The 11,722-nt window shown below is 63.1% G+C and carries 11 protein-coding genes; 9 read left to right on the top strand and 2 right to left on the bottom strand.

Annotated features, from left to right (window positions below; all coding sequences use genetic code 11):
• Positions 1–31: 31 nt before the first annotated feature.
• Together cysC and cysD are read right to left on the bottom strand one after the other, a co-directional pair.
• Positions 32–1,951 (bottom strand): adenylyl-sulfate kinase, encoded by a 1,920-nt coding sequence (gene cysC, locus AC1Q67_RS15105; protein WP_492236190.1) that lies wholly within the window; start codon positions 1,949–1,951, stop codon positions 32–34.
• Positions 1,952–1,969: 18 nt separating this feature from the next.
• Complete coding sequence (cysD, locus tag AC1Q67_RS15100; RefSeq protein ID WP_492236189.1) at positions 1,970–2,806, bottom strand: sulfate adenylyltransferase subunit CysD; 837 nt, start codon at positions 2,804–2,806, stop codon at positions 1,970–1,972.
• 255 nt (positions 2,807–3,061) lie between these two features.
• On the opposite strand from cysD, the gene cysG reads away from it, so the two are divergent.
• The 9 genes from cysG (at position 3,062) to AC1Q67_RS15055 (ending at position 11,662) form a co-directional block, all read left to right on the top strand.
• Entirely contained in the window at positions 3,062–4,486 is a 1,425-nt protein-coding gene (gene cysG / locus AC1Q67_RS15095) for a siroheme synthase CysG (protein ID WP_492236188.1), read from the top strand.
• Positions 4,483–4,794, top strand: coding sequence for a DUF2849 domain-containing protein (locus tag AC1Q67_RS15090; RefSeq protein ID WP_006022695.1), 312 nt, complete (start codon positions 4,483–4,485; stop codon positions 4,792–4,794). The genes cysG and AC1Q67_RS15090 overlap by 4 nt, the downstream gene beginning before the upstream one ends.
• A gap of 25 nt (positions 4,795–4,819) precedes the next feature.
• Positions 4,820–6,475 carry a nitrite/sulfite reductase gene (locus AC1Q67_RS15085; protein WP_492236187.1) on the top strand — a complete coding sequence of 552 codons (1,656 nt, stop codon included), beginning with the start codon at positions 4,820–4,822 and terminating at the stop codon, positions 6,473–6,475.
• Positions 6,462–6,974 carry a DUF934 domain-containing protein gene (locus AC1Q67_RS15080; RefSeq protein ID WP_492236186.1) on the top strand — a complete coding sequence of 171 codons (513 nt, stop codon included), beginning with the start codon at positions 6,462–6,464 and terminating at the stop codon, positions 6,972–6,974. The genes AC1Q67_RS15085 and AC1Q67_RS15080 overlap by 14 nt, the downstream gene beginning before the upstream one ends.
• A complete protein-coding gene (locus AC1Q67_RS15075) occupies positions 6,971–7,720 on the top strand; it encodes a phosphoadenylyl-sulfate reductase (protein ID WP_492236185.1) in 750 nt (249 codons plus the stop codon). The genes AC1Q67_RS15080 and AC1Q67_RS15075 overlap by 4 nt, the downstream gene beginning before the upstream one ends.
• A gap of 154 nt (positions 7,721–7,874) precedes the next feature.
• Entirely contained in the window at positions 7,875–8,879 is a 1,005-nt protein-coding gene (locus AC1Q67_RS15070) for a sulfate ABC transporter substrate-binding protein (RefSeq protein WP_492236184.1), read from the top strand.
• A 26-nt stretch (positions 8,880–8,905) separates the two neighbouring features.
• On the top strand, positions 8,906–9,748 hold the full coding sequence (gene cysT, locus AC1Q67_RS15065; protein WP_492236183.1) for a sulfate ABC transporter permease subunit CysT: 843 nt from the start codon (positions 8,906–8,908) through the stop codon (positions 9,746–9,748).
• Positions 9,749–9,756: 8 nt separating this feature from the next.
• Positions 9,757–10,623: a sulfate ABC transporter permease subunit CysW gene (cysW, locus tag AC1Q67_RS15060; RefSeq protein WP_492236182.1), complete on the top strand. Its 867-nt coding sequence runs from the start codon at positions 9,757–9,759 to the stop codon at positions 10,621–10,623.
• Entirely contained in the window at positions 10,613–11,662 is a 1,050-nt protein-coding gene (locus tag AC1Q67_RS15055; RefSeq protein WP_492236181.1) for a sulfate/molybdate ABC transporter ATP-binding protein, read from the top strand. Before cysW ends, AC1Q67_RS15055 begins: the two co-directional genes overlap by 11 nt.
• Positions 11,663–11,722 lie beyond the last annotated feature (60 nt).

Here is an 11,722-nt window from a genome sequence, read left to right as displayed (position 1 = left end):
GGCCGCGGCCTTGGCGGTTGTGCCTCGGACGTCAGATATTGGCGGCGAGATCGACGAGTTCGCCGAACAGGACGCCGGTATTCGCCAGCAGCCGTTCGATTTCGTCGGCCGCGTCCGCCACCGAACGTGCCGACGTGTCGATGGTCAGTTCGGCGTTGGCAGGCGGCTGATAATCGTTGGCGATGCCGGTGAAGCTCGGCAGGTTGCCGGCGCGTGCCTTTGCGTAGTGGCCCTTCGGATCGCGGCTTTCGCAAACCTCGGCCGGTGTCGCGACATAGACCTCCCGGAACAGGTCGTCGGCGATGTGCCGCGCCTGTGCCCGGTCGTCGCTGGAGGGAGAAACGGCGGCGACAATGGCGATATGGCCGTTGCGCGCCAGATGCGTCGCCACCTCGGCAAGGCGGCGGATGTTTTCCGTGCGGTCGGCGTGCGAGAATCCGAGGTCGCGGTTGAGGCCTGCGCGCACGGTGTCGCCGTCGAGCAGGACCGGCGAGCCGCCGCGCGTGAACAGCTTGCGTTCGAGCGCGCGCGCCAGCGTTGATTTTCCCGAACCCGGCAATCCGGTCAGCCAGACCACGGCGCCGCCATGGCCGAAGCGTGCGGAGCGCTCATCCGGCCGCAGCGCGGATTCGACCGGCACGATATCGACCGGCTCGGCGCGCTGTCCGGAATCGACGCTGAGCACCAGGCCGCCACCGGCGATCCGGCCGTTCACCTCAATCACAAGGCGTCCGGTGCGCGGATTGTCCGTGTAGGGGTCGGCCGCAACGGGCTTCGCCAGCGCGATGTCGATCTCGCCGACATGATTGCGCGCAATCGCAGAGGTCTCGACGCTGGCGAGTTCGCCGGGATCGACAGCCTTGTTGATCTCGACGATGGTGGCGCGGGTCTCCATGGTGCCGAGGCGGACCAGCACCGACATGCCCGCTTTCAGCGGCGTGTCGTGCAGCCAGAAAATGCGTGCGTGAAGCCGACGGGTGTCGCGGGGCGTGGCATGCGAATGCGCGATGATATCGCCGCGCTCGAGAAACAGTTCGCGGTCCAGCGTGATGCCGACCGAGCGGCCTGCACCTTGCCGTGCGAGCAGCGGGGTCTGCGGCCAGCTCTCGACCGACTTGACCTTGGCCACCTTGCCTGCGGGCATGATGACGATTTCATCACCGGTGCCGATGTTGCCGGATTCGACGCGGCCGGCGACGATGCGGCGGTCGTCGAACTTGTAGATCGCCTGCACCGGAAACCGCAGCGTCAGTTCGTCGAGCGGGCGCGCCGGGGTCAGCGCATCGAGCGCTTCGACCACCGTGGGTCCGCTGTACCACTTGATGTTGGGCGTTCGTTCGGCAACGCCGTCACCGTCGCGTGCCGAAATCGGCACAATGGCGGTCGGTGTGACGCCGAGGCCGGTGAGATGCGCGGAAATCTCGTCGCTGATCTCCTTGAAGCGCGCCGCGCTGTAATCGACCCGGTCCATCTTGTTGACGACGATGGCAACCTGTTTGACGCCGAGCAGATGCAGCAGATAGCCGTGACGGCGGGTCTGGTCGCGCACGCCTTCGAGCGCGTCGATGATGAGCACTGCTGCATCGGCCTGCGAGGCACCGGTGATCATGTTGCGCAGGAATTCGGCGTGGCCCGGCGCGTCGATCAGCACGACATCGCGCGAGGGCGTGCGGAAACGGATCTGTGTGGTGTCGATGGTGATGCCCTGGTCGCGCTCGGTCTGCAATGCGTCAAGCAGGAACGACCATTCGAACGGCATGCCGCGCCGCGCGCTGACGGCTTTCAGCATCTCGAGCTTGCCGTCGGGCAGGCTGCCTGTTTCATGCAGCAGGCGTCCGACCAGCGTTGACTTGCCGTGATCGACATGTCCGACGATGACGATGCGGACCTGAGGACGGGTCGCACTATGCGGCGCGGGGGCAATTGAAGCCTTGGATACAGCGATGTTCATCGGGGCGCTCATCTAACGTCAGAGATAACCGGCGACACGAAGCCGCTCGAAGGCATCTTCGGTTTCGTGGTCGAGCGCGCGTCCGGCGCGCTCCGGCACTTTCGTGGCTTTCAGTTCGGCCAGGATTTCGTCGATGTTCGAGGCGTTCGATACAACTGGATTGGTGATGTCCTGATCGCCGAGCGAGCGGTAGCGCTTGCCGTTATTCGACAGATAGAGCGGGATGATCGGAATGTTTTCGCGCTGGGTGTAGGCCCAGATGTCTTCCTCGGTCCAGTGCAGGATCGGATGGATGCGCAGATGCGCGCCCTGCGGCGGCGAGGCATTGAAATGGTCCCAGAATTCCGGGGGCTGATCGCGCACGTCCCAGCCGCCCTCAAGCCCGCGCGGCGAGAACACGCGCTCCTTGGCGCGCGTCGCTTCTTCGTCGCGGCGGATGCCGGCGATCAGTCCGTCGAAGCCATATTTGGCGAGGGCCAGCTTCAGGCCTTCGGTCTTGCGCGCGGCGGAGCGGGCGGCTGGCGGCAGTGTCGGATCGATCTCTTCGATCGGCGGGCAGTAATCCACCTTGAGATCGAGGCCCCATTCCTTCGCGTACTGATCGCGAAAGGCGTACATCTCGGGAAATTTCTTTTGCGTGTCGACGTGCAGCGCCGGGAACGGCACCTTGCCGAAGAACGCCTTGCGCGCCAGCCAGATCATCACATTGGAGTCTTTGCCGAGCGACCAGAGCAGCGCGAGCTTCTTCAGCCGCGCGAAGGCTTCCCGGAAAATGTAGATGCTCTGTGCTTCGAGCTCATCGAGATGGTCCATGGAAGGCACGGACAATTTCGAAGGTGTGGAAGAAGTCGCCATGACGTTACTCCATCCCGGACGCGAACGGCGTCCATAGGCCATCGGTTTCGCGGGATACAGCGGCCCTCAGACGCGACGGATCGCCATCCAGATGTGTCATGAGAAGATGCATCTCTTTTGCGCGCTGTTTGTGGTACCAAATTCTAATTTTGCGGCGCAGCGTAGAAGAAATAATTTTCTCTTTATGCCGCTTGCAAGATACATAAATAGAAAATAATTTCAGTCAACCCTGTAAATGGGGAAGCGGAGTTTCGCATGCGGTTTCTGCCGGTATTCCTTGATCTGCAAGCCGGTCCCATCGTTCTGGTGGGGGAAGGCGAGCCTGCACAGGCAAAATTACGCCTGTTGCTGGCGGCGGATGCACGCGTGCGCTGGTACGCGACCGACGGCCATCATGATGTCTCGCGGCTCGATGCCGCGTCGGCTGAGCGCATTGAGCGCGCCGCCGGCGATCCGCTCGCCGCCGATCTCTCCAATGTCATTGCAATTCTCTGCGCAGGCGCGGGCGACACTGGCCATGCCATGGCGGTGCGTGCGCGCTCGCTCGGCATTCCCGTCAATGTGATGGATGAAGCCGCGCATTCCACCTTTATTGTCCCTGCCATCGTCGATCGCGGCGATGTCGTCGTCGCTGTCGGCACCGGCGGCGCATCGCCTGTGGTCGCGCGCCGCGTGCGCGAGCGCATCGAGGCGCTGCTGCCTGCGCGCATCGGCGATCTCGCGTCGTTTGCCGGACGCTGGCGTGACTCGATCAAGTCGCGGCTCCCCGATCTCGCCATGCGCCGGCTGTTCTGGGAGCGCGTGATCGACGGACCGATCGGGGCGGACGTTCTTGCAGGACGCACGCAGGACGCCGAGCGCAAGCTGATCTCGATTCATGATCCGGTGGCATTCGCGGCGAGCGGCGGCGAAGGTTTTGTCACGCTGGTCGGCGCAGGACCGGGCGATCCGGATTTGCTGACGGTCAAGGCGCTGCGCGCGCTGCAGGATGCCGACGTGGTGTTCTACGACGATCTGGTGACTCCCGAGATTCTCGATCGTGTGCGCCGCGACGCCGCGCGGGTGCCGGTGGGCCGCCGTGTCGGCAAGCCCGGCATCGGACAGGACAAGATCCATCGCCTGCTCATCGAAGCGGCGCAGTCCGGCAAGCGCGCTGTGCGTCTCAAGGGCGGCGATCCCTTCATCTTCGGGCGCGGCGGCGAAGAGATCGCGGCGCTGCGTGCGGCAGGTGTGGCTTACTCTGTTATTCCCGGCATCACAGCCGGTCTGGGCGCCGCAGCCCAGTCCGAAGTGCCGCTCACCTATCGCCAGGAAGCGCTGCGCATCACGTTCCTTACCGCCCACAAGGCGGAGGACGCCGGCAACGTCGACTGGTCCGCGCTGACCGACACCAAGATGACCGTCGTGGTCTACATGGGCATGACGGCCGCACCGACCATTCGCGAAGGCCTGCTGGCTGCTGGACGCTCGCCCGAAACGCCGGTGGGTGTGTTCGCGCGCGCGACGCGGCCGGACGCCAAGGCCGTGGTTGGCAAGCTTCGCGATCTGCCTGCGCTCGCCGAACAGGTCGAGCGCGGTCCTGCAATCCTGATTATCGGCGACGTCGTCGCTCGATCCGCCCCGTGGCGCAATGCGAACCCGGATGACCTCATCTCTGACCTATTAATGGCTGCCGAATGACCTCACCTCTGCAACAGAAAATCAAAATCACCGGCCCGTCCATCGTCACCGCCAACCGCACCGGCGATGGAGCCGTGATCTATCGCACCGTTTCTCATGGCTGGTCGGTCAGGCTGTCCGACGCCGCCATCGTCCGGAACGCAGATGATGCGCGCGCCCTGCTCGCTGAATCGGTCGCCGACGATGTCGGCGCCGTAGGCGCCTACATTGCGCCGGTGGAAATCGGCGAGGATGGCATCCAGCCGGGCAATCTGCGCGAGAAAATCCGCCAGCAAGGCGTCACCATCGATCTTCTCGTTTCGGCCTGAGCCGCGACCCTTCAAGGCAATCGTTATGTACGCTTACGACGAACTCGACCGGACCATCGTCAACGAACGCGTCCTGGAATTCCGTGACCAGGTGGCGCGCCGTCTGTCCGGCGAACTGACGGAAGACGAATTCAAGTCGTTGCGCCTGATGAACGGCGTCTATCTGCAACTGCACGCCTACATGCTGCGGATCGCGATCCCGTACGGGACCCTGTCGTCGAAGCAGATGCGCGCGCTGGCGCATGTCGCGCGCAAGTATGACCGCGGCTACGGCCATTTCACCACCCGGCAGAATATCCAGTACAACTGGATCAAGCTCGCTGAACTCCCCGACGCGCTGGCGGATCTCGCCGAGGTCGGCATTCACGGCATGCAGACCTCGGGCAACTGCATCCGCAACGTGACCTCCGACCAGTGGGCGGGCGTGGCGCCGGGCGAAGTCGAGGACCCGCGCATCTGGGCGGAAATCCTGCGGCAGTATTCGACGCTGCATCCGGAGTTCTCGTTCCTGCCGCGCAAGTTCAAGTTCGCCATCACCGCAAGCGAACACGATCGCGCCGCGATCAAGGTTCACGACATCGGCCTGCGCATTCACAGGAATGCCGCGGGCGAAACCGGCTTCGAGGTGCTGGTCGGCGGCGGTCTTGGCCGCACGCCGTTCATCGGCAAGACCATCAACGAATTCGTCAGCCACCGCGACATCCTGAGCTATGTCGAGGCGATCCTGCGCGTCTACAACCAGTATGGCCGCCGCGACAATATCTACAAGGCGCGCATCAAAATCCTGGTCCACGAGCTTGGAATCGAGAAATTCAAGCGGGAGGTCGAGGAGGAGTGGGTGCAGATGCGCGACGGCGCGCTGGCGCTCGACGAGGCCGAAATCGAGGATATCCGCTCGCGCTTCTTCTATCCGAAGTACGAAAAGCTCTCAGACACGCCGGACGAGTTGAAGAAGGCGCTGCAAAATCCGAATTTCGAGGCCTGGTACAAGAACTCCGTCGCTGAGCACAAGCAGCCCGGTTACGGCATTGTCACGCTGTCATTGAAGCCGGTCGGCGGTCCTCCGGGCGATGCGACCGCCGAGCAGCTCGATGAGATCGCCGATCTCGCCGACAAATATTCGTTCGGCGAAATCCGCGTCGGTCACGAGCAGAATCTGGCGCTGCCGCATGTCGCCAAGCGCGATCTGCCGGCGCTGTGGCGTGCGCTCGACAGGATCGGCGTCGCGACGCCGAACGTGAATCTCGTCACCGATATCATTGCCTGCCCCGGTCTCGATTACTGCTCGCTCGCCAACGCGCGTTCGATTCCGATCGCACAGGAGATCACCCGTCGGTTCGCCAACCACGACACGGCGAACCTGATCGGCCGGCTGCACATCAATATCTCCGGCTGCATCAATGCCTGCGGTCATCACCACGTCGGCCATATCGGCATTCTCGGCGTCGAAAAGAACGGCGAGGAATTCTACCAGATCACCATCGGCGGCCGCGCCGACGAGAATGCCGTGCTCGGCAACCTCGTGGGGCCTGCGGTGCCGTTCGATCAGGTGGCCGATGTGATCGAGGACATTGTCGAAGCCTATCTGGCGCTGCGCCAGCGTCCTCAAGAGCTGTTCGTCGATGCGGTGAAGCGTCTGGGCGTCGAGCCTTTCAAGGAGCGGGTCTATGCCACTCGTTAAGGGCAACGCCATCGTCACCGACGAATTCGTGCATCTTGCCGACGACGCGGAGATTCCCGCGGACGGCGCGGTGCTGGTTCCCGCCGAGCGCTTCCTGAAAGATCCGGAAGCCGCGCTGTCGCGCAGCGGCAAGACTGGCGTGATCTGGCCGAACAACCGCGACGTCGACGATCTCTTGCCATATCTCGGCAGACTGGCGGCGGTGGCGCTGGTGTTTCCGGTGTTCCGGGACGGCCGCGCCTACACGCAGGCGCGCCTGCTGCGGGAGCGTTACAAGTTTCGCGGCGAGCTGCGCGCCACCGGTCAGGTGCTGCGCGATCAGTTCGTGTTCATGCTGCGCGCCGGGTTCGATGCGTTCGAAGTGAAGAAGCAGAGCGACGCCGAAGCTTTCGCCATCGTCGCGAAGCGTTACTCGGTGTTCTATCAGCCGACTGGCGACGGCCGCGTCACGGCGTTTCATCGCCGGCTGATGCATCTGCCGGAAGGAGTACGCTCATGACCGTTGCCGCACCGTCCTTCCTGTCGCCGTCATCCGCGACGCCGTCGTCATCGCTGATTGTTGCGGAGGCGGCCGAACTCGACCGCGCGCTCGCCAAGGCATCGCCGGGAGAGATCATCGCGGCTGCCATCAAGGCTGTCGGCCGCGATAAGCTGGCGGTGGTGTCGTCATTCGGCACCGAGTCGGCGGCGCTGCTGAAGATCGCAGCGGATGTCGATCCGGCGATCCCGGTAGTATTTCTCGACACCGGCTGGCTGTTCGAGGAAACGCTGGCCTATCGCGAGACGCTCACGAAGCTGCTTGGGCTGACCGATGTGCGCACGATTCATCCGCTGACGGAGACGCTCGATCGGGAGGACAAGGATCGCGACCTGTGGTTCTCAAACCCCGATCAGTGCTGCTTCATCCGCAAGGTTGAACCGCTGGCGCGTGCGCTGTCGTCGTTCGACGGATGGATCAACGGCCGCAAGCGGTTCCAGGGCGGCGACCGCGCCACAATTCCGGTGGTCGAGGCCGACGGCGCGCGGTTGAAGTTCAATCCGCTTGCGAATGCGACGCTGGATGAACTGAAAGCGCTGTATGCAACAATGAATCTGCCGCCGCATCCTTTGGTCGCATCCGGCTTCACCTCGATCGGGTGTATGCCTTGCACCAGCCGAACGCTTCCCGGCGAGGATCCGCGCGCGGGCCGCTGGCGCGACCGAGGCAAGACGGAGTGCGGGATTCACGTCACCAAAACTTCGTAAAATTTTGCCTTCTTGAAAATCGCGATTTCTTGGAACGTTTGTCCAGCATCCTTGCTAAGAATGAAATCCGGTTTCGTTGACATAACCACGCGAGTTCCAGAGTTTCACGCCTTCCCTGATGGCGATGATGTCGTCAGTTCGAATGGAGTTTGAAATGGTTCGCCCCAATTCAGTGATTAGCCGTCTTCTGGTGATCGGAAGTCTGGTCTGGGCAGGCTCGGCGCTTGCCGCGGATGTGTCGCTGCTCAATGTGTCGTACGATCCGACGCGCGAGCTCTATGGTGATTTCAACAAGGCGTTCGCTGCCGCGTATCAGAAGGACACCGGCAAGAGCATCGAGATCAAGCAGTCGCATGGCGGCTCGGGCTCGCAGGCCCGTTCGGTGATCGACGGTTTGCAGGCCGATGTGGTGACGCTGGCGCTCGCCTATGACATCGATGCGATCGCGGGCAAGGGGCTGCTGAAGAAGGACTGGCAGAAGAGCCTGCCGCAGAATTCGTCGCCGTACACCTCGACCATCGTGTTCCTGGTGCGCAAGGGTAATCCGAAGGGCATCAAGGACTGGGACGATCTGATCAAGAGCGGCGTGCAGGTCATCACGCCGAACCCGAAGACCTCCGGTGGCGCGCGCTGGAATTATCTCGCGGCGTGGGGCTACGCACTGAAGAAGTACGGCTCCGAGGACAAGGCAAAGAAATTCGTCGGCGATATCTTCAAGAACGTGCCGGTGCTCGATACCGGTGCTCGCGGCTCGACCGTGACGTTCGTCGAGCGCGGCGTCGGTGACGTGCTGCTGGCCTGGGAAAACGAAGCGTTCCTCGCGGTGAAGGAATTCGGCAAGGACAAGTTCGAGATCGTGGCGCCGCCGCTGTCGATCCTGGCCGAGCCGCCGATCGCGGTGGTGGACACTGTTGCTGACAAGAAGGGCACCCGCGCCGCTGCTGAAGCCTACCTGAAATACTGGTACACCAAGGAAGGCCAGGAAATTGCGGCGCGGAATTTCTATCGCCCGCGCGACGCAGCGGTCGGCGAGAAATATGCGGACGCCTTTGCAAAGGTTGACCTTTTTACCATCGACGACGTGTTCGGCGGCTGGACCAAGGCGCAAAAGGAGCACTTCGGTGAAGGCGGTGTTTTCGATCAGATCTACAAGAACTGATCTGATCGCGGAGTGATGGGGGCATCGTGAGCGGAGGAGCAGGACGACGACGGACATTGCCGGGTTTTGGCCTTACCATGGGGCTGACGCTGACGTGGCTGTCGATCATTGTGCTGATTCCGCTCGCGGGCCTTTTCCTCAAGACCTCCGAACTGAGCCTGTTCCAGTTCTGGGACATTCTCACGGCCCGCCGCACGCTCAACGCGCTGAAGATTTCGTTCGGCCTCGCGTTCCTTGCCGCGCTCGTCAATCTCGTGATGGGCATGGTCATCGTCTGGGTGCTGGTGCGTTACAGGTTTCCCGGCCGCCGCATCTTCGATGCCATCGTCGATATTCCCTTCGCGCTGCCGACCGCGGTGGCCGGTGTCGCGCTGACGGCGCTGTTCGCGCAGAAGGGCTGGCTCGGTGCGCCACTGGCGGAGTGGGGCATCAAGGTCGCCTTCACGCCGATCGGCATTTTCGTCGCGATGATCTTCATCGGGTTTCCGTTCGTGGTCCGCACGGTGCAGCCGGTGCTGCTCGATCTCGAGGTTGAGGTCGAGGAAGCCGCCGCAAGTCTCGGCGCGTCGCGCTGGGACATCATCCGCCGCGTCATCCTGCCAAGCCTGACGCCGGCGATCCTGACCGGCTTCGCGCTCGCGTTCGCTCGCGCCGTTGGAGAATACGGCTCCGTGATCTTCATCGCCGGCAATCTGCCGAACGTCTCGGAGATCGCGCCGCTCTTGATCGTGATCCGGCTGTCGGAATTTCGTTATGCGGATGCGACGGCGATCGCCGTGATCATGCTGATCGTCTCGTTCCTGATCATCTTCACCATCAACCGCATTCAACGCTGGGCGCAAACCCGCGGCGTTGCGGTTTCGGTCTGAGCGGCGTCATGGTCAGCAAACACCGCACGTCTGCGCCCGCGCGTCAGGTTGGAACCGAGCCCGCTTGGGTGCGCTGGTTTCTCATCACCATTGCCGTCGGCTTCCTGACGATCTTTGTGGTGCTGCCGCTGGTCGTGGTGTTCACCGAAGCGTTCTCGAAAGGCATCGGCGCCTATCTCGCAGCGCTGTCCGATCCTGAAGCATTGTCGGCAATCCGGCTGACGCTGACCGTCGCCGCCATCTCGGTGGGGCTCAATCTCGTGTTCGGCGTGATCGCGGCCTGGGCCATCGCGAAGTTCGAATTCCGCGGCAAGGTCTTCCTGATCACCCTGATCGATCTGCCGTTCTCGGTCAGTCCGGTGATCTCGGGTCTGGTGTTCGTATTGCTGTTCGGCGCGCAGGGCTACTTCGGCACCTGGCTGATGGCGCATGGCGTCCAGATCCTGTTCGCGGTGCCTGGCATCGCGCTGGCGACGACCTTCGTGACGTTTCCGTTCGTGGCGCGCGAACTGATCCCGCTGATGCAGGAGCAGGGCACCCAGGAGGAGGAGGCGGCGATTTCGCTCGGCGCGTCCGGCCTGCGCACCTTCCTGCGGGTCACCATCCCCAACATCAAATGGGGCATCCTTTACGGCGTTTTGCTCTGCAATGCCCGCGCCATGGGCGAATTCGGCGCGGTTTCGGTGGTCTCGGGCCATATCCGCGGCGAGACCAACACCATGCCGCTGCTCGTCGAAATCCTGTACAATGAGTACCAGTTTGTGGCTTCGTTCGCGATCGCCTCGCTGCTCGCATTCCTGGCGCTCGTCACGCTGATCGTGAAAACGGTCCTCGAAAGCCATCTCGAAGAAGGACAGACCGCAAGTGACGATTGAAGTCCGCAACATCGTGAAGAAGTTCGGCACCTTTGCCGCACTCGATCATGTCGATCTCAAGGTTGCCACCGGCGAGCTGGTGGCGCTGCTCGGGCCGTCGGGATCGGGCAAGACCTCGTTGCTGCGTATCATCGCGGGTCTCGACTGGCCGGATGAGGGCTCGGTGATCTTCGACGGCGAGGATGCGCTGTCGCGCGGCGCGGGCGAGCGCCACGTCGGGTTCGTGTTCCAGCATTACGCGCTGTTCCGCCACATGAGCGTGTTCGAGAACGTCGCGTTCGGTCTTCGCGTGCAGCCGCGATCGGTCCGCAAGGACGAGGCGCACATCAAGAAGCGCGTAAAGGAGTTGCTCGATCTGGTGCAGCTCGACTGGCTGGCGGACCGCTATCCGAGCCAGTTGTCCGGCGGTCAGCGACAGCGCATCGCGCTGGCGCGTGCGCTCGCCATCGAGCCGCGCATCCTGCTGCTCGACGAACCATTCGGCGCGCTCGATGCCAAGGTGCGCAAGGAACTGCGCCGCTGGCTGCGCCAGCTCCATGACGAGATTCACGTCACGTCGATTTTCGTCACCCACGATCAGGAAGAGGCGCTGGAAGTCGCCAACCGCGTGGTGGTGATGGACAAGGGCAAGATCGAGCAGATCGGCACGCCCGGTGACGTTTACGACAATCCGGCCACCGCCTTCGTGCACGGCTTCATCGGTGAATCCATCGTGCTGCCGGTGCAGGTGGCGGACGGCAAGGTCCGCCTCGGCGATAAGGTGCTGAACCTCGAGCCGCGAGACGCCGCGTCCGGCCCGTCGAACCTCTTTATCCGCCGTCATGACGTGTCGATCGTGCCGAACGGCAGCGGCATCCTTGAGGGTGACGTCAAGTATGTGCGTGCGTTCGGCCCGACCCAGCGCGCGGATGTGGTGCTGCATAACGGCGCCAACGAGACCCTGATCGAGATCGATGCGCCGCGCGACCGCGACCTCAAGCCCGGCGATGTGGTCAGCCTGCAGCCGCGCCGCTACCGGCTGTTCCCGGCCGCCTCCTGAGCCTGGAAACTCACCCCGCGTTCACCTTTCAGCCACGGTTGGTGTGCAACAAACGCCGAC

Source organism: Afipia sp. GW823-FHT06G09, from assembly GCF_058794875.1.
The sequence above is the reverse complement of the archived record's forward strand: the minus strand, read 5'-3'. Positions and strand labels throughout refer to the sequence as shown.

What these genes read in the sequence shown, in the direction of transcription:
- cysC (WP_492236190.1), bottom strand. Translation starts at nt 1,951, where the DNA reads ATGAACATCGCTGTATCCAAGGCTTCAATTGCCCCCGCGCCGCATAGT.
- cysD (WP_492236189.1), bottom strand. Translation starts at nt 2,806, where the DNA reads ATGGCGACTTCTTCCACACCTTCGAAATTGTCCGTGCCTTCCATGGAC.
- cysG (WP_492236188.1), top strand. Translation starts at nt 3,062, where the DNA reads ATGCGGTTTCTGCCGGTATTCCTTGATCTGCAAGCCGGTCCCATCGTT.
- AC1Q67_RS15090 (WP_006022695.1), top strand. Translation starts at nt 4,483, where the DNA reads ATGACCTCACCTCTGCAACAGAAAATCAAAATCACCGGCCCGTCCATC.
- AC1Q67_RS15085 (WP_492236187.1), top strand. Translation starts at nt 4,820, where the DNA reads ATGTACGCTTACGACGAACTCGACCGGACCATCGTCAACGAACGCGTC.
- AC1Q67_RS15080 (WP_492236186.1), top strand. Translation starts at nt 6,462, where the DNA reads ATGCCACTCGTTAAGGGCAACGCCATCGTCACCGACGAATTCGTGCAT.
- AC1Q67_RS15075 (WP_492236185.1), top strand. Translation starts at nt 6,971, where the DNA reads ATGACCGTTGCCGCACCGTCCTTCCTGTCGCCGTCATCCGCGACGCCG.
- AC1Q67_RS15070 (WP_492236184.1), top strand. Translation starts at nt 7,875, where the DNA reads ATGGTTCGCCCCAATTCAGTGATTAGCCGTCTTCTGGTGATCGGAAGT.
- cysW (WP_492236182.1), top strand. Translation starts at nt 9,757, where the DNA reads ATGGTCAGCAAACACCGCACGTCTGCGCCCGCGCGTCAGGTTGGAACC.